16 protein-coding genes are annotated in these 16,185 nt (G+C 62.5%); 9 read left to right on the top strand and 7 right to left on the bottom strand.

What is annotated here, in order from left to right; translation table 11 throughout:
- Nucleotide 1 precedes the first annotated feature (1 nt).
- The 3 genes from MOP87_RS06830 to MOP87_RS06820 all read left to right on the top strand — a co-directional run bounded on the left by MOP87_RS06830 (nucleotide 2) and on the right by MOP87_RS06820 (nucleotide 3,723).
- Nucleotides 2-916, top strand: coding sequence for an ABC transporter permease (locus MOP87_RS06830; protein WP_242810273.1), 915 nt, complete (start codon nucleotides 2-4; stop codon nucleotides 914-916).
- Entirely contained in the window at nucleotides 913-2,532 is a 1,620-nt protein-coding gene (locus tag MOP87_RS06825) for an ABC transporter ATP-binding protein (protein ID WP_236166959.1), read from the top strand. Before MOP87_RS06830 ends, MOP87_RS06825 begins: the two co-directional genes overlap by 4 nt.
- 90 nt (nucleotides 2,533-2,622) lie before the next feature.
- Nucleotides 2,623-3,723, top strand: a complete 1,101-nt coding sequence (locus MOP87_RS06820) for an LLM class flavin-dependent oxidoreductase (protein ID WP_206405865.1) — start codon at nucleotides 2,623-2,625, stop codon at nucleotides 3,721-3,723.
- 84 nt (nucleotides 3,724-3,807) lie between these two features.
- On the opposite strand, the gene MOP87_RS06815 is transcribed toward MOP87_RS06820, so the two are convergent.
- Nucleotides 3,808-5,127: an LLM class flavin-dependent oxidoreductase gene (locus tag MOP87_RS06815; RefSeq protein WP_145280710.1), complete on the bottom strand. Its 1,320-nt coding sequence runs from the start codon at nucleotides 5,125-5,127 to the stop codon at nucleotides 3,808-3,810.
- Nucleotides 5,128-5,135: 8 nt separating this feature from the next.
- Entirely contained in the window at nucleotides 5,136-6,092 is a 957-nt protein-coding gene (locus tag MOP87_RS06810) for an ABC transporter substrate-binding protein (protein WP_242810272.1), read from the bottom strand.
- Between the two features lie 294 nt (nucleotides 6,093-6,386).
- On the opposite strand from MOP87_RS06810, the gene MOP87_RS06805 reads away from it, so the two are divergent.
- Both MOP87_RS06805 and MOP87_RS06800 read left to right on the top strand, forming a co-directional pair.
- The gene (locus tag MOP87_RS06805) at nucleotides 6,387-6,995 is read left to right on the top strand and encodes a cysteine dioxygenase (RefSeq protein WP_145280706.1); all 609 of its coding nucleotides are present in this window, start codon (nucleotides 6,387-6,389) and stop codon (nucleotides 6,993-6,995) included.
- Entirely contained in the window at nucleotides 6,992-8,575 is a 1,584-nt protein-coding gene (locus MOP87_RS06800; protein ID WP_242810271.1) for a rhodanese-related sulfurtransferase, read from the top strand. Before MOP87_RS06805 ends, MOP87_RS06800 begins: the two co-directional genes overlap by 4 nt.
- Before the next feature lie 208 nt (nucleotides 8,576-8,783).
- Here the strand turns inward: MOP87_RS06800 and rssC are convergent, their stop codons facing one another.
- The gene (rssC, locus tag MOP87_RS06795; protein WP_027915070.1) at nucleotides 8,784-9,266 is read right to left on the bottom strand and encodes an anti-sigma factor antagonist RssC; all 483 of its coding nucleotides are present in this window, start codon (nucleotides 9,264-9,266) and stop codon (nucleotides 8,784-8,786) included.
- On the bottom strand, nucleotides 9,263-10,447 hold the full coding sequence (rssB, locus tag MOP87_RS06790; RefSeq protein ID WP_027915071.1) for a two-component system response regulator RssB: 1,185 nt from the start codon (nucleotides 10,445-10,447) through the stop codon (nucleotides 9,263-9,265). Before rssB ends, rssC begins: the two co-directional genes overlap by 4 nt.
- Nucleotides 10,448-10,716: 269 nt before the next feature.
- On the opposite strand from rssB, the gene MOP87_RS06785 reads away from it, so the two are divergent.
- Nucleotides 10,717-11,016, top strand: coding sequence for a PilZ domain-containing protein (locus MOP87_RS06785; RefSeq protein ID WP_059183162.1), 300 nt, complete (start codon nucleotides 10,717-10,719; stop codon nucleotides 11,014-11,016).
- Nucleotides 11,017-11,018: 2 nt separating this feature from the next.
- On the opposite strand, the gene MOP87_RS06780 is transcribed toward MOP87_RS06785, so the two are convergent.
- Nucleotides 11,019-11,726, bottom strand: coding sequence for a VacJ family lipoprotein (locus MOP87_RS06780; RefSeq protein WP_027915073.1), 708 nt, complete (start codon nucleotides 11,724-11,726; stop codon nucleotides 11,019-11,021).
- A 355-nt stretch (nucleotides 11,727-12,081) separates the two neighbouring features.
- Here MOP87_RS06780 and MOP87_RS06775 point away from each other — a divergent pair, with 355 nt between their 5' ends.
- On the top strand, nucleotides 12,082-12,345 hold the full coding sequence (locus MOP87_RS06775; RefSeq protein ID WP_023534264.1) for a DUF4404 family protein: 264 nt from the start codon (nucleotides 12,082-12,084) through the stop codon (nucleotides 12,343-12,345).
- Nucleotides 12,346-12,481: 136 nt separating this feature from the next.
- On the opposite strand, the gene queF is transcribed toward MOP87_RS06775, so the two are convergent.
- Both queF and MOP87_RS06765 read right to left on the bottom strand, forming a co-directional pair.
- On the bottom strand, nucleotides 12,482-13,312 hold the full coding sequence (queF, locus tag MOP87_RS06770) for an NADPH-dependent 7-cyano-7-deazaguanine reductase QueF (protein WP_028687358.1): 831 nt from the start codon (nucleotides 13,310-13,312) through the stop codon (nucleotides 12,482-12,484).
- Between the two features lie 138 nt (nucleotides 13,313-13,450).
- The gene (locus tag MOP87_RS06765) at nucleotides 13,451-13,966 is read right to left on the bottom strand and encodes a cupredoxin family protein (protein WP_145280703.1); all 516 of its coding nucleotides are present in this window, start codon (nucleotides 13,964-13,966) and stop codon (nucleotides 13,451-13,453) included.
- Nucleotides 13,967-14,151: 185 nt separating this feature from the next.
- Here MOP87_RS06765 and MOP87_RS06760 point away from each other — a divergent pair, with 185 nt between their 5' ends.
- Both MOP87_RS06760 and MOP87_RS06755 read left to right on the top strand, forming a co-directional pair.
- Nucleotides 14,152-14,832, top strand: a complete 681-nt coding sequence (locus MOP87_RS06760; RefSeq protein ID WP_027915076.1) for a heavy metal response regulator transcription factor — start codon at nucleotides 14,152-14,154, stop codon at nucleotides 14,830-14,832.
- Nucleotides 14,829-16,178 carry a heavy metal sensor histidine kinase gene (locus MOP87_RS06755; protein ID WP_242810270.1) on the top strand — a complete coding sequence of 450 codons (1,350 nt, stop codon included), beginning with the start codon at nucleotides 14,829-14,831 and terminating at the stop codon, nucleotides 16,176-16,178. Before MOP87_RS06760 ends, MOP87_RS06755 begins: the two co-directional genes overlap by 4 nt.
- Nucleotides 16,179-16,185 lie beyond the last annotated feature (7 nt).

Raw genomic sequence — 16,185 nt, 5'->3', positions numbered from 1 at the left:
GATGACCATGGATATTCCCCTGATCGCACCCGACGCCGCCTCGACCAGCGGTGAGCCAGGCGCACCCCGTCTCTGGAAACGACGCACGCGGTATCAGCGCGTCCATCGCGCCTTGACGCCGCTGTTGCGCCGCCCTGGCTTCAGCCTGGCGCTACTGATCGTCTTGTTCGCTTTATTCGCAGCGCTGGCACCTCAGCTGCTCACCAGTTTCGACCCCTACGCCACAGCACCCGCCGACAAGCTCACGCCCCCTAACCTGGTGCATTGGTTCGGTACCGACGAGTTGGGCCGCGACCTGTACACGCGGGTGATGTACGGCGCGCGCCTGTCGGTGATGGCGGCATTGCTGGCAGTGGCCATCGCCCTGGTGGGCGGCCTTGGGCTTGGCGTACTGGCGGGGTTTGCCGGAGGACGCCTCGATGCAGCCTTGATGCGCCTGATCGACGTCTTGCTCGCCCTGCCCAGCTTGCTGTTGGCACTGGCCATCGTCACGGCCATTGGCTTTGGCACGGTGCCCGTGGCCGTGGCGGTGGGGGTCGGGATCATTCCAGGCTTCGCCCGCACGACCCGCGCCGAGGTGCTGCGCATCAAATCGCTGCCATACGTCGAAGCGGCGCGCCTTGGCGGCGCCAGTTGGTCATGCACCCTGATGCGCCACGTACTGCCCAATGCGTGGGGCCCGGTGGCGGTACTGGCCACCCTGGACTTTGGCGCCGCGATCCTGGCCACCGCTGGGCTCAGCTTCCTGGGCTTCGGCGCAGCGCCGCCCGCTGCTGAGTGGGGCACGCTGATCGCCAACGGGCGTCACTTTCTCGTCACAGCGCCTTGGGTATCCCTGCTGCCGGGGCTGTTCGTGGTGGCCGTGGTGTTCAGCCTCAATCACCTGGCGCGCAGCGCTGAGGAGCATGCCCGATGAGCCAGCCACCCTTGGTCGAGGTACGCGACCTGATGATCAGCTACGCCTTTGCAGGACAGCGTACCCCGGCCGTGAGCCAGCTGTCCTTCAGCCTGGCCAAAGGCGAAACACTGGCCATTGTCGGGGAGTCCGGCTCCGGCAAGTCGACCCTCGCCAACGCCCTGCTCGGCCTGCTACCGGTCAACGCCCAGATCGACCAAGGTCAATTGTGGGTCGATGGGGTCGATGTGGCCCAGGCTGACGAGCGCACCAGGCGCCGCTTGCGCGGGCGCACCATTGCCTTGGTGCCGCAGGATCCGATGGTCAGCCTCAACCCAACCCTGCGCATCGGCCAGCAAATCGGCGAGGCACTGGTGTTGGCCCGTGGCCGTCGCTATCCCGGCCTGAACACAGACATACAGGCCCTGCTGGCCCAAGTAGGCCTGGACCAGCCGGCGCTGCGTGCTCGCCAGTACCCCCACGCGTTATCCGGCGGCATGCGCCAGCGCGTACTGATTGCCATCGCGCTGGCCGGCGAGCCCAAGTTGATCGTGGCCGACGAGCCTACCAGCGCCCTGGATGTCACGGTGCAGCGGCGTATCCTCGACCACCTGCAACACCTGACCGCCGAGCGCGGCATCTCGCTGCTGATCATCACCCATGACCTGGGCATGGCGTGCGATCGCGCCGACCGCCTGCTGGTCATGAAGCAAGGCAAGCTCATCGAGCACGCCTCGCCCAGGCAGATCCTGTGGGGCGCGCAGCAGCCCTATACCCGTGAACTGCTGACGGCAGCGCCCGCCTTCGTGTCGCGGCGCAGCGCGGTCTCGCCAACCGATAAGCCTCCCCTGCTTCGGCTTCACAACATCTGCAAACGCTTTGCCTTGCCTGGGCAGTCCACCCCGTTCACCGCCCTGCACGACCTGAACCTTGCCGTGCACCCCGGCCAGACCTTGGCCATCGTAGGCGAGTCAGGCTCGGGTAAAAGCACAGCGTTGCGTATTGCCTTGGGGCTGGAAACGCCGAGTCAAGGTCATGTGGAACTCGCTGGGCAAAACGTCAGCGCATTGAGTTGGCAGCAGTTTCGTCCTCTACGCAGGCGCATCCAATTGGTGCAACAGAACCCGTTTGCCGCGCTGGATCCCCGCTTCACCGTGTTCGACAGCATCGTCGAGCCGCTGGTGTCGTTCGGCCTGGGCAAGGGTGAGGCACTGGAGCGCAGGGCGCGGGAATTGATCGCCAGGGTGCACTTGCCTGTGCATTTTCTCGATCGCCTGCCGCATGAACTGTCAGGTGGCCAGCGCCAGCGCGTGGCCATTGCCCGAGCCTTGGCACTGGCGCCAGATCTGCTGCTGCTGGACGAACCAGTCAGCGCGCTGGATGTGTCGGTGCAGGCACAGATTCTTGCCCTGCTGGCTGAACTGCAACGCGACCTGGGCATGGCCTACGTGCTGGTCTCTCACGACCTGGCAGTGGTGGCGACCATGGCCGACCACGTGCTGGTGCTGCAACACGGGCAGGTCGTCGAACAGGGCCCGGCGGCAGAGGTGCTCGGCCGGCCCGCCAGCGCCTATACCCGGGCACTGATCCAGGCAATACCGGGGCACTCGCGCAGCGTGCTGCCGGTAGCGGTTTAACCACTGCGCCGCGCCCATCCACTGCATGACCCAACGCCCTGTCAAGCCGCATGGCTTGACGCCTACCCACTGGAACAGGAGCTTCAACCCATGACCCTCGAATTCATCGGCCTGATCGGCCCTCAGGAAAGCAGTGAATCCCAAGCGCCCCGTGGCCCGCTTGTCGATCTGGCGTTCATCAAGGCTTTCGCCCAGGCGCAGGAGTACGCCGGGTTCGACAAAGCACTGCTGGCGGTCAGCACCAGCGCACCGGACTCGATGATTCTGGCCAGCTACGTCGCGGCGCTGACCGACCGCATGGGCCTTCTGGTCGCGCATCGACCTGGTTTTCAAGCGCCCACCTTCGCCGCCCGGCAGTTCGCCACCCTGGACCAGTTGAGCGGCGGCCGCGCCGCGATCAACGTGATCACTGGCGGCGACAGCGGGGACCTGCAACGCGACGGCGACTACCTGGACAAGGATGCCCGCTACGCCCGCACCGACGAATACCTGGAGGTGATGCACAACACCTGGACGCAGCGCACTGCCTTCGATCATCACGGCACGCATTACCAGGTCGAAGACAACCTCACACTGGTCAAGCCCGTCGGCAAATTGCCCGTCTACTTCTCTGGCGCCTCGGATGCGGCTGTGGAAGTGGCGGCCAAGCACGCCGATGTGTACATGATGTGGGGCGAGCCACTGGCACAAGTGCGCGAGCGCATCAGGCAGGTGCGCAAGGCTGCAGCTCGTTACGGTCGAGAGAATCAGATTCGCTTCAGCTTGTCGCTGCGCCCGATCCTCGGCGCCACGGAAGCAGACGCCTGGGCGCGAGCCGAGCGCATTCTGGCCGACGCTCAGAACACCATCGGCATCCGTCAGGGCAATCGCCGCGAAAAGAACTTCGGCAAGAGCAACGCAGGGTCAGAGCGTCTGGTTCAGCTCGCCAAGGAACGTAAAGTCCATGACACCCGGCTGTGGACCGAGATCGCAGCCCTGGGCGGCGGGGCTGGCAATTCCACGTCACTGGTGGGCACCGCCGAGCAAGTGGCCGAAGCAGTGCTGGCCTACTACGAATTGGGCGTGAGTACGTTCCTGTTTCGGGGGTTCGAACAACTGCGCGATGCAGTGGAGTACGGTCAGGAACTGATTCCACGCATTCGCCAACAGGTCGAGCGGTTCGAAGCGCAGCGCCAGGCACGCCTGGGCTAGGGCTTGTACGCGGGTTCGAGCGCTGTCAGACAGCGCCCGACCCGCCTGGGCGTCATGGCAGCCCCGCGTGTGGGTGTCTGCGGCCTACCGATTGAAGTGCGGGATGGTCAGCCCAAGGCTCTCGCGCAAGGTGCTACCTTCGTAAGCCGTGCGATAGATCCCGCGTTCTTGCAGCAACGGCACTACCTGCTCGGTGAAGCGGCGAAATTGCCCCGGATGCCCAATGTAGATGTTGAAGCCGTCCAGGGCTCTGGCTTCGAACCACTCGGCCATCTTGGCCGCTACGGTAGAGGGCGAACCCACGAACGTACCAGGGCGCAGTTGACGACCGAATTCAACCGCCTGGCGCAAGCTGAAGCCTTTCTCACGCGCTTGGTCGGCAATGCGCTTGGCGTTGGTGTAGAAGCTGCTGCGCGCGTGCTCCAGGCTGTGCTGCGGGAAGGGTGCGTCCAGGTCGTACTGGGTGAAGTCATGCCAGCCAAAGTTGCGCCCGAACTCTTTCAGGGCCAGCTCGAAGCTGTGGTCGACCTGATGGTAGTGACGTTCGATCTCTCGGGCGTGCTCGTCAGTATCACCTACGTAGATCTCCGCCCCTGGCAGCACCAGCAATTGCTCCGGATCACGCCCCAGGCGCAGGGCACGGCCTTTGATATCCCGGTAGAACGCTTGTCCCTGCTCGATGCTCGCGGCATGGGTAAACACCACATCGGCAGTGGCAGCGCCCAAGTCGCGGCCCTGCTCCGAATCGCCCGCCTGGAAAATCACCGGCTGCCCTTGAGGCGAGCGTTGAATGTTCAAAGGGCCCTCGACTGAAAAGTGCTCCCCCTTGTGGTCCAGTCGATGCAGCTTGGAGGGGTCCAGAAAACGACCACTGGCCCGCTCGCGCGGGAAGGCATCATCCTCATAGGAATGCCACAGGCCTTGTACCACTTCTACATGTTCCTGCGCGCGGGCGTAGCGGGTGTCGTAATCATAGTGCTCGTCCAGGCCGTAGTTGCCTGCCGTGCCAGCATCGCCGCTGGTGACCACGTTCCAGCCTGCTCGGCCTTTACTGATCAGATCCAGCGAAGCGAGCCGGCGAGCCACGTTGAACGGCGCGTTGTAGGACGTGGTGAGCGTGCCGACCAGCCCGATGTGGCGGGTGCTGACCGCCAGCGCCGAGAGAAGCGTCAGCGGCTCCAGGCGGTTGAGGTAGTGCGAGGGTGAACCTTCGGTGATGAACTGGCTGTCGACGATGAACATCAGGTCGAACAGCGCCGCCTCAGCCTGACGAGCGATGTCGATGTACCAGTCGATATTGACGCTGGCGTCTACGGGCAGCTCGGGGTCAAGCCACAGGTTATGCCGCCCCGGGCCGCCACATCCCATGGTCAGCGCACCGAGTTTGATCTGTCGTTTGCTCATGGGAACCTTCACTCAGTTGCGGTCGAGGCGTGGCCCTTAACGGCTGCGCCAAACGAGGTATCGAACAAGTCTGCCGCCGGATAGGCCTTGATCAGGCCCAGCCCTGCGAAGAAATCCACGGTCTTCTGCGCGTCGACAATCACCTGCGGGTCCAGTGGCGCAAGGTCGGTGCGCGCCCGGGCGAACCATGTCCGGGCGATGTCACGGTCGGCGCGGGTGCGCAGGGCCCAGGCATCGGCATAGGCTTCGGTATGCGCAGGGTCGCTCAAGGTCCAGTCCCGAGCTTTTTTCAGGCGCTCAAGGAAGTCGGCGATCTGTGCACGCTTGTGCTCCACGGCCTGGCTGTTGGCGACCACGAAACTTTGCGCCGGTATCACCCCGTCGGCAGTGGCCAGCACCCGAGCGCCTTGCCGCTCCTGCTGGGTGACATAGGGCTCCCAGGTGGCGATCACATCCACGGCTCCGCCATCCAACGCATGGGAGGCGTCCAGTGCACTGAGGTAGCGCAGTTCAAGGGTGTCGCGGGGCACGCCGGCCTCGTCCAGGGCACTGAACAGCAGTTGCTGGCTCCACGAGCCTTTCCAGATTGCGGCGCGTTTGCCGCGTAGATCCTGGAGGCTACGTATCGGCGAGTCCTTGCGCACCAGGATGGCCACCCCCGCAAGGTTCTGCCGACTGACGGCGATCACCTTGATCGGCGCCCCCAGGGCGCCCAGGAACAGCGGCGGCGCGTCGCCGAGCAAGCCGATGTCCAGGCTGCCAACATTGAGCGCCTCGGCCACCGGCGAGCCTGCGGTGAACTGCTTCCACTCCAGTGAATAGGGCAGATTGTCCAGCACGCCGGCAGCCTCCATGACAGCGCGGGCGTTGTAGCTCTGATCGCCCACGACCAGCGTCTGGGCAGCGGCGGCAAGGCTGAAGGTAGTGGCCAGTACGGTAGCAGCCAGGTGTTTGAGATAGCGCACGTTCGTCTCCGTAAACCCAGTGGGATGTGAGGCGATCCGCACGTGCGGTCTGGCCGGAAGTCATTTATAGCTTCAAAGCATTAGCACAGAATTTTTTATAATCTAATGCGCAATAACTGACTTGTGAAATGCGCTTTAGGCATAACCTCATGCGATATTCATCTTTTGGGACGGTGTGACACCAATGAACTTTATATTCTCTATTTACATATTAGGTTATTACTATTTTGCATTTTGAGAATATATAGGCGTTTTGTTAGGGTCTTCCAAATCCTGGACTGCCGAGCCTGACCCATGACCCAACCCCTTCGCCCGGAGCGCTTGCGCCATTTCATCGACCAATTCGCCACGTTGCTCGACCAACAGCCCGACGAGGCCACCCTGCTTGACCGGGGCAAGCATGTGCTAGCCGAATTGGTAGCCCATGACGACTGGCTGCCAGTCGATCTTGCCCAACCCGATCCAGAGCGCTATCAGCAGTACCTGCTGCATTGCGACTCACGCCAACGCTTCTCGGTGGTTAGTTTCGTGTGGGGCCCTGGGCAGCGCACCCCCATCCATGATCATCGGGTCTGGGGCCTGATCGGCATGTTGCGCGGCGCTGAGCTCGCTCAAGGCTTCGCGCGCGATGCGAGCAGTGCGCTGCAGACCGAGGGCGCGCCGGTACGCCTTGAACCTGGCCAAGTCGAAGCGGTATCGCCGATCATTGGGGATATCCATCAAGTCAGCAATGCCTTCGCCGACCAGGTGTCGATCAGCATTCACGTCTACGGCGCCAACATCGGCGCTGTCACGCGCGCCGTGTACACCGTGGACGGCAGCGAGAAACCCTTCATTTCCGGCTATTCCAACGCCTTCCTGCCCAATATCTGGGACCTGTCCAAAGAGAACCCCGCCCGATGAGCACCGTCAACACACGGCACTACCACGACATCCGCCGCGCCCTCCTTGCGCAAGAAGAGCTCGCCCTGATCGACGTGCGCGAAGAAGACCCCTTTGCCCAGGCTCACCCTCTGTTTGCCGCCAACATTCCCCTGTCAAAACTGGAGCTGGAGGTACTGGCCAGAGTGCCGCGGGCAGACACTGCCATCACCCTCTACGACAATGGCGAGGGTTTGGCGGCCGAAGCCGCCCAGCGGCTATTGTCGCTGGGCTACAGCGACGTGGCGCTTCTCGAAGGGGGGCTGGCCGGCTGGGAGGCTGCCGGTGGAGAGCTGTTCCGCGACGTGAACGTACCGAGCAAGGCCTTCGGTGAACTGGTGGAAAGTGTGCGGCACACGCCCTCGCTGAGCGCCGAGCAGGTACAGGCGTTGCTGGATGCAGAGGCCAACGTGGTGGTGTTGGACGCGCGCCGCTTCGATGAGTACCAGACCATGAGCATCCCTGGCAGCGTCAGCGTACCTGGCGCCGAGCTGGTGCTGCGGGTGGCTGAGCTGGCACCAGACCCGAGCACCCAGGTGATCGTCAACTGTGCTGGGCGGACTCGCAGCATCATCGGCACTCAATCACTGGTCAATGCCGGCATCCCCAATCCCGTGGCAGCGCTGCGCAACGGTACCATCGGCTGGACGCTGGCCGGCCAGCAGTTGGCCCATGGCCAGCAGCGACGCTTCACCGAAGTGGACGCAGGCATTCAGGCACAGGCTGGGGTCAAGGCACGCGCCGTGGCTGACCGTGCCGGCGTCCTGAGGATTGACCGCGTCGGGCTTGCCCAATGGCAGGCCGATGCCAGCCGCACCACTTACCTGTTCGATGTGCGCACGCCCGAGGAATATGGCGCAGGCCACCTGCCCGGTAGCCGCTCGGTGCCAGGTGGTCAGCTGATACAAGAAACCGACCACGTCGCCAGTGTACGCGGCGCTAGCATCGTGCTGGTCGATGACGACGGCGTGCGCGCCAACATGACGGCCTCGTGGCTGGCGCAGATGGGCTGGCAGGTAGCAGTGCTTGACGGATTGCACGCTGCTGACTTCACCGCCACCGGCCAGTGGCAGCCACCGTTGCCAGCGTTGCCGCCCGTCACCACGGTTGGGGTGGAGCAACTGGCGGCCTGGTTGAATGAAGGCGACACCGTCTTGCTCGATTTCACCACCAGCGCCAACTACGTCAATCGCCACATCCCCGGTGCCTACTGGGCCATTCGTGCCCAACTGCCGAAGGTACTGGAAAACGTGCCACAGGCGAGCCGCATTGTGCTGACCTGCGGCAGCGGTCTGTTGGCACGCCTCGCCGCGCGTGATCTTGAAGCCCTCACGCGCACGCCCGTGTATCTGCTCGAAGGTGGCACTGCACAGTGGATCGCTGCTGGAAAACCGCTGGAGAGCGGTGAGTCACGGCTTGCCGTGCCGCGTAGCGATCGCTACAGACGGCCCTATGAAGGTACGGACAATCCCCGGGAGGCCATGCAAGGGTATCTAGAGTGGGAATTTGGCTTGGTTGATCAGCTCAAGCGTGATGGCACCCATCGATTCAGGGTGGTCTGATCTGCAAACCAAGCCTCGAACAGTCATTTGAACCGGGGTGCAGGTACGCCAGCAGCTAAACGGGTTGCTGGTAGTGCTTGCCACTCTAAGAGGCGCCCTGCGCTCAGCCTCGCTGGTTAGCACCGCTGTCGAAGCGAGGTTCATCCATCGCGTCGTGGAGTTCCTCTGATGAAGCAGCCATTGGCGCATCCCAACGCGGCGAACCAGGTCAACTGCGCTCCAGCGCACTCACCAAGTCATGAAAGGCTTCGCGATTGGACTCATTCAAGCCCATTAGAATCCGGTGTGCTTCCAGCACCTTGGAACGCACCACCTCCTCGTTCTGGTCCTGGGATGGCAGGTCAGACAGGCATTCGGGGCACGGGATGGGGCGGTCGACGATGTTGAATACCTGATCGAACCCCATCGATTGCAACAGCCGGGAAATATCCGGGTTGGTGGTCACGACGGTAGGCAGCAGGCCCACTTTCTGTCGCGACAGGATCGACAGCTTGGCGAGCAAGCCAAGGGTGGTGCTGTCGATGCTTTCGGTTTCGGTCAGGTCGATCACGATGGTCGAGAAATTCAGCGCGGTGAATATTCGCTCGATCGTTGCATCGAGCGCCGAACACAAGGTCAGGCGCACTTCACCGACGAATTTCAGTACGAAGGTACCGTCCTGCTCGGCGAACTGGATTCTACCGGTACTCATTGAAGGTTCCTGCTCAACACCAATAGGGCGATATCATCCGGCATCTCCCCTAGCGTAGCCAATCCAAAACGTTGACGCAGCCCATCCAGGCTACCCTCTGCCGCCCTGACGATTTCAGGCAGCGCAGCTTCTTTATCTTTGAGCGTATCACCTGGCAAAAGGTCCAGGATGCCATCGGACATCAGGCTCAGGCTGAAACGTGGTGGCAGTTCAACCACCAGGTCCTGGTAGCGGGCCTCCTCGAACAGCCCCACGGGCAAACCGCGGCCTTCGAGGTAGCGGGTGTGCTCGGGTGTATGCAGCACCGGCAGCGGCAGGTGCCCGCCTACGGCATAGGTCAGCAACCCGGTGTCTTCATCGATCACCCCGCCCACCATGGTCACATGCTTGCCCAGCTTGCAGTTGATCAACCCACGGTTGATATGGCTGAGCACTTCAGAAGGCTGGAACTCGCGCATGTTGCCGCCACGCTTGAATTCGAACAGAAGGCGGGTGGTCATGAACTTCAGCAGCACGGTGACGAAGGCCGAAGAAGCACCGTGCCCGGACACATCGGCCAGGTAGAAAGCGATACGCCGCTCGTCCACACGGAAGTAGTCGGCGAAGTCACCCGACAGGTACAGCGACGGGATGATCTGGTGCTCGAAGGCAAAATCACCGGCGTGCCAAGGGCTTTGGGGCAACATGTTCATCTGCACTTGCCGACCAGCGGTCTGGTCTTCCTGCAACAGGTGCAGGCTGGCCTCCAGTTCGCGGTTGGCAGCCTCAAGCTTCTCGCGGTAGCGCTGGTTTTCCAGCACAAGGTGCGCTCGATCCAACGCACGGCGCACCGAGTGCTCCAGCACCGCCAGGTCTTCAAGTGGCTTGATCAGGTAATCCGCAGCGCCCAGTCGCAATGCATCCACCGCATCGGCCATGACCCCGGCACCCGACACCACGATCACGGGTATCTGCGGTGCACGGGCGCTGATCTGACGAATCAGTTCAAGTCCGCCCATTTGCGGCATGCGCAAATCGCAGATCACAAGATCAGGCTGGTGCTCTTCGAAGACCTGAAGCCCCTGCTGGCCGTTGCCAGCCTGGAGAACGCTGAAGCCACTGTCTTCAAGATACGCGGCGAGGCTTGCACGGACCACGTCGTCGTCATCGATGATCAGCAGCGTTGCACTGGTTTTCTGCATGTGGGCGAACGGCGCCGATTGGGGTTTGTGCAGCGAGCCGGCAAGGCAGACCAACAGCTGCGGGAATTCTGAACAGGTCGCACGTTCTGCGAGTTGTAGGGCAAGAAAGCCTACCCGGCAACTGCGAGATATGCGGTGTAAGGCGCAGACGGTACTCCCATCCGCCAGGGGTTTCAAGCATCGAACGGTACGCTTGAGCGGCTTTACAGGGCAAATGACCGAGAGTTATAAGAAACCCTCACGATGTAACCTCACAGGAAGGATGCAGCATGCCCGATAACGCCACCAGCCACAGCGAGAAACGCGATTTCATCCGCATGCGCATCGACACGCCGGTTACCCTGGTGCACGAGGGTAAGGTCATCGCCGCGGTGTGTCTCGACCTGTCCAGCAGCGGGATGCAAGTACAGGCGCCTCAGCCGTTCCACGTCGGGGATCGGCTGGAGGTGCGCCTGGAGTCGGATCACCCTTCGCTCGAAGGCTTGCACGCCACGGCGGAAGTCGTGTGGATCGCGGCCCAGGCGGATGGGCAGCACACGTTCGGGCTGCGCATCCTTGCCATGCGGTAGCCTTAGAAATCGTCCTCGACTTCGCCATCGCGCACCTTGAACTCGCGGTTCTGCAGGTAAGCGTTGCGAATGAAGATGTACTTGTCACCCTGAATCAGCTTCTCGGCCGGCAGCAGGCTCGCACGGGTGTCCACCACGTCCAGGGCGAAGGCCGAGTTTCGGGTAGGCACATGGTCCACGTAGCGATAAGGCCGGGTGAACGTGTCCGGGTACTTGGCTACGCCATCGCGCACAGTGCTTGGGCCCAGCAAGGGAATGACCACGTACGGGCCGCTGGGCACACCCCAGTAGCCCAGGGTCTGACCGAAGTCTTCATCGCTGCGCTGCAGCCCCATCTTGGTGCCGACATCGAAGAACCCGGCCACGCCGAAGGTGGTGTTGACGATCAAGCGCGCCGTATCCACCCCTGCCGCATGGGGTTTGAGCTGCAGGACGTTGTTGGCCAGGTTGGTCACATCGCCCAGGTTGCGGAACATATTGTGGATGCCGTCTTCGAGAAACTGCGGCGTCACGGCGTCGTAACCCTTGGCGAGCGGCTTGAGCGCGTAGGTATCGAGCGTATCGTTGAAGCGGAAGATCGGGCGATTGACCGCTTCCCAGGGATCTTCTTCAGTGGCGGCCTGAGTAGCCGCCACGGGCGCCAGCAGCATGCTGGCGCATACACAGGCCTGGGTGACTCGTTCGATCACACTGGCACCGATCCTACGCATAGTGTTTCTCCATCAGGATTATCGGCCGCAAGCGCAACGGTCGCGCTGCTGTAGTGCGGCAGTATAGAGTTTTGCAGGCCGATAGACAGCTTTCGGCATCCATGAAGTTTAATGTGACCAAGTGTTACGTCAGTGGTGCTACGCAATGGCAGCAAGATTTAACGAGAACCTGTTGCTCGCCGACCTCATGGATGAAACGAACCGCTTCCCAGCGAATGCGCGAAAAATACGGACACAGCTCAGCGGCTGCCAGCCATGCAAATCCCACGCGAAAGGTTTACGCTCAATACAGGCCAGAACCTTTGCCGCCTCGCTGAGGTCCATGGCTTGCCAAACCTATGATGGAGAAGTGCCAATGCCTGCCCGCGAATTGCAAGAGCGCCTCAACAGCCTGCGCGAGCAACTGGATCGCAACGTGCCGCTTTCGGACGAAGAGCTGGCTGCGCTCCATGAAGAAGCGCGTCAAATCGAAGCGCAGCTGAAGCTGGAAAACGCCACGCCTGACAACAACCTGGCCGACGGTGTGAACCTTGCCGTGGAGCGATTTGAAGCCGACCACCCTGACCTGACGGCCACCCTGCGCAGCATTGCCAACTCGCTGCACAGCATGGGTATCTGAGGCATACGGCTCGGGCTGCTGCGCACACAGCGCAGCGCAGTGGCCTGCCATGACCCGCACTGCGTCCAGGGTCGAACAGCACGCGGCCTGTTGTCAGGGTCGGGTGCGGTTCAACGCAGGCGCACCCCGGCGGCGGTCACTGCCTGGCCAGGCGCCCATTGCTCACGACGATTTCCCCCATGCTGCGGTAGGGGTTGATATCCAGGCCACCCCGGCGCACATACCGGGCATAAACGGTCAAGTGCTCAGGCTGCAAGAGATTCTTCAGGTCCAGGTAAATGCGCTCGACGCATTGTTCATGGAAATCCGCATGCTGGCGGAAGCTGATGAGATAGGTCAGCAGGCTGGCGTGATCGAGCGCCCTGCCCTTATAGGTCACTACCACGCTTCCCCAGTCCGGCTGACCGGTAACCGGGCAGTTGGATTTGAGCAGGTGACTGTGCAGCGTCTCTTCGAGCACCTGATGAGCGTCGCATTGCAACAACTCCGGTTGCGGCTGCGCATAGTTGGAAATAGCCACATCCAGCCCATCGATACAGGTGCCTGGCAAAGCGACCACGCCTTGGGCCTCGACCTCTTCCAGCGTCCTCACCTTCACCCCTACCGCTTTGCCGGCGGCCGCCGAAAGGTCTTTCTCAAGGCACGCCTGCAAGGGCTCGATGCCTGCGAAAACGGTCTGGTTCAAGGAGTTCAGGTACAGCTTGAATGACTTCGATTCGATGATGTTGGGCGAATCGGCGGGGATGGCGAACTCGCCTATGGCTACCACGGGCTTGCCCGAGGGCAGCAGCCAGGACAGCTCGAAACAGTTCCAGTAATCCACCCCTTGCCAGGGAAGCGTCTGCGCGGTGACACCCAGCTCCGCCCATTTGGCGGTGCGTGGGATCGGGAACAGCAGCTCCGGGGAATAGGTGGCGACGTATTCACTGGACTTGCCCAGCGGGGAGTGTTCGGCGGCAGGGTGCATTGGAACTGACCTGAAAGTGTGGAGTGGACGCTAGCGTTCGTACGGTGCGCGCCCCCATTGCTGGGGTAACCCTGTCGTGTACAGGATGACGCGTAGGGCGCCCAGTCTACCCTGTTGCTTGCCGCCTTGCAGCGCCCCTCACTCGATGGTCAGCGGCCCAACCATGCCCGCTTGGTAATGGCCTGGCACATTGCAGGCGAATTCGATGGGTGCAGAGGCCTTGAAGGTCCAGGTCAACTCAGCGCGCTGGCCAGGCATCACCAGCACCGTGTTACCGCCGCCATGCCCATGACCTGCACCGTGATAGTGCCCGCTCATGTCGCCATGCCCCATGCCCTGCTCATCTGCGGCTGCATTGAACAGCTTGGCTTGCATGGCAACCATCTGTTTTTGATGTTCGGCATGCATGGCTTTGTCACCCAGGTTGAACTCGTGGGGCAACTGACCCTCGTTGATCAACACGAAGCGTACCGTCTCACCTGCCTTGACAGTGAGGCTGGCGGGCTCGAAGGCGATATCCTTGAGCCGCACTTCAACCGTACGGGTGGCCTCCTCGGCTGGTGCAGGCTCACCGAAAGCTAGCGTGTGTGCGGTGCCTGCCTGGGCAAAACTACTGGCCAGCGTCAGTGCGCAGGCAATGATAAAGCGAGACATCGAGGCTCCCATGCGTTGGATTGAACGGCGCCAGATTAAGCCCACGCGACTGCCATCAAGCTGACCGCTGCATTACAAGCGTGTCAGTTTGGTTCAATGCCGCACAGGTCACGTATGATCCTGGCACCCACGCGCCGGCTGGACCTCACTGCGGCGCGCCGCATCAACCGCCGGAGCTTGCCTCAATGAAACTGTTGATCGTCGAAGACCAGGCCCGTACTGGCCAGTACCTGCATCAGGGCCTGAGCGAGGCCGGCTTCACGGTGGAGCTGGCCACCGACGGCGAAACAGGCCAGTTTCTGGCCCTGACGGGCGATCATGACCTGCTGATCCTGGATGTGATGCTGCCAGGGCGCGACGGCTGGCAGATCCTCAAGGCCGTGCGGCAAGCCGGTATCGATACGCCCGTGCTGTTCCTGACCGCCCGCGATGCCGTCGAGGACCGGGTACATGGCTTGGAACTGGGCGCTGATGATTACCTGATCAAGCCATTCGCCTTCTCGGAGCTGCTGGCGCGCGTGCGCAGCCTGCTCAGGCGCGGCTCCACGCCCAGTGCCGATACCTTGCTGACGGTAGCAGACCTGCGCCTTGACCTGATTCGTCGACGTGTCGAGCGCGGCGGCCAACGCATCGACCTGACCGCCAAGGAGTTCGGTTTGCTCGAACTGCTGCTGCGCCGTCAGGGCGAGGTGCTGTCCAAGGCGCTCATTGCGTCCCAGGTTTGGGACATGAACTTTGCCAGCGACACCAACGTGATCGAAGTGGCCATCCGCCGACTGCGGGCCAAGGTGGACGATGCCTACGAGGACAAGCTGATCCATACGGTACGCGGCATGGGTTATGTGCTGGAAGTGCGCCCATCGTGAGGCGCCGCATTTCGCTGACCAGTCGCCTGGCGCTGCTGTTCGCTGCCTGCACCGCTGCGGTTTCGCTCGGGGCGGGCCTGATGTTCAATCAGGCCAGCGAGCAGCATTTCATCGAACTCGACCAGCAGTTGCTGGCCTCGCGCTTGTCGTTGTTGCGCCGTCACCTGACGGACGTCGGCACGCAGGCCGACCTGCAAACCCGCCTGCCGGCCCTGCGCGAGGAGCTGAGCCATCAGGCCGACCTGTCCGTGCGGGTCACCTCGGGTGGGGGCGTCACTTGGTTCGAGAGCCAGGCCGGCCTCCCCCCGGCGCCCTCCTCCACGGGGTTGAACACGCTGCATGCGCAGGGCACTGACTACCGCAGCCTTGCTGTGGCGCTGATGCCAGGCAGCGCGACCTCGCCGCAACTTGTGTTGTACCTCGACATCACCCATCACCAGCATTTTCTGCAAGGCATGCAGCGCCTCATCTGGCTGACTGTCGGACTGTCGGCGCTGGTCACCGCCCTGCTGGGGGCCTGGGCGGCGCGCAGCGGCCTGCGGCCCTTGAGGCAGATGGGCCGCATCACCGCACGCGTCTCTGCCCGTTCGCTCACCACCCGGCTACCCGTGGAGCAAATGCCCGCCGAACTGGCTCAATTGGCTGACAGCCTCAATGCCATGCTGCAGCGCCTGGACGATGCGTTTCAGCGCCTGTCGGCGTTTTCGGCCGACATCGCCCATGAGCTGCGCACGCCGCTGTCCAACCTGCTGACCCACACCCAGGTCACCCTGACTCGCCCACGCAGCCTCGACACCTACCGAGAGGTTTTGCACGACAACCTCGAAGAATTGCAGGCGATGGCGCAGATGATCAATGACATGCTCTTTCTCGCCAAGGCTGACCAGGGACTACTGACACCAGGTGACACCCCACTTGCCCTGCATGATGAAGTGGATTCTCTACTGGAGTTTTACGCCCTGGCTGCTGAAGAAGCGACCGTGCAGCTGACACGCGAGGGACAGGCGTGGCTGCCCGGCGACAGGACCATGCTGCGCCGGGCGCTCTCCAACTTGCTCGACAACGCCCTGCGTTTCACGCCGACGGGGGGACAGGTGCGGATCACGCTGGCGACAGGACCGCGCATCACCGTGAGCAATACCGGCAGCGCCATCGAGGCGACGGCATTGCCTAGGCTGTTCGATCGTTTCTACCGGGTGGACCCGTCCAGGCATGAAGGCGGGGGCGAACATGCCGGGCTGGGCCTGGCGATCACGCGCTCGATCGTGCAGGCCCATGGCGGGCGGATTCAGGTGGCGTGCGAGGCGGGGTGGACCCGCTTCACGCTCGATTTCTCAGGCCGGTAAAGGCTTG

It is taken from the genome of Pseudomonas sp. I3-I5 (genome assembly GCF_022699445.1).
GTDB classification, from domain to species: domain Bacteria; phylum Pseudomonadota; class Gammaproteobacteria; order Pseudomonadales; family Pseudomonadaceae; genus Aquipseudomonas; species Aquipseudomonas fulva.
The sequence above is the reverse complement of the archived record's forward strand: the minus strand, read 5'-3'. Positions and strand labels throughout refer to the sequence as shown.

Coding starts and splice junctions, on each gene's coding strand:
- MOP87_RS06830 (WP_242810273.1), top strand. CDS start 2: ATGACCATGGATATTCCCCTGATCGCACCCGACGCCGCCTCGACCAGC.
- MOP87_RS06825 (WP_236166959.1), top strand. CDS start 913: ATGAGCCAGCCACCCTTGGTCGAGGTACGCGACCTGATGATCAGCTAC.
- MOP87_RS06820 (WP_206405865.1), top strand. CDS start 2,623: ATGACCCTCGAATTCATCGGCCTGATCGGCCCTCAGGAAAGCAGTGAA.
- MOP87_RS06815 (WP_145280710.1), bottom strand. CDS start 5,127: ATGAGCAAACGACAGATCAAACTCGGTGCGCTGACCATGGGATGTGGC.
- MOP87_RS06805 (WP_145280706.1), top strand. CDS start 6,387: ATGACCCAACCCCTTCGCCCGGAGCGCTTGCGCCATTTCATCGACCAA.
- MOP87_RS06800 (WP_242810271.1), top strand. CDS start 6,992: ATGAGCACCGTCAACACACGGCACTACCACGACATCCGCCGCGCCCTC.
- rssC (WP_027915070.1), bottom strand. CDS start 9,266: ATGAGTACCGGTAGAATCCAGTTCGCCGAGCAGGACGGTACCTTCGTA.
- rssB (WP_027915071.1), bottom strand. CDS start 10,447: ATGCAGAAAACCAGTGCAACGCTGCTGATCATCGATGACGACGACGTG.
- MOP87_RS06785 (WP_059183162.1), top strand. CDS start 10,717: ATGCCCGATAACGCCACCAGCCACAGCGAGAAACGCGATTTCATCCGC.
- MOP87_RS06780 (WP_027915073.1), bottom strand. CDS start 11,726: ATGCGTAGGATCGGTGCCAGTGTGATCGAACGAGTCACCCAGGCCTGT.
- MOP87_RS06775 (WP_023534264.1), top strand. CDS start 12,082: ATGCCTGCCCGCGAATTGCAAGAGCGCCTCAACAGCCTGCGCGAGCAA.
- queF (WP_028687358.1), bottom strand. CDS start 13,312: ATGCACCCTGCCGCCGAACACTCCCCGCTGGGCAAGTCCAGTGAATAC.
- MOP87_RS06765 (WP_145280703.1), bottom strand. CDS start 13,966: ATGTCTCGCTTTATCATTGCCTGCGCACTGACGCTGGCCAGTAGTTTT.
- MOP87_RS06760 (WP_027915076.1), top strand. CDS start 14,152: ATGAAACTGTTGATCGTCGAAGACCAGGCCCGTACTGGCCAGTACCTG.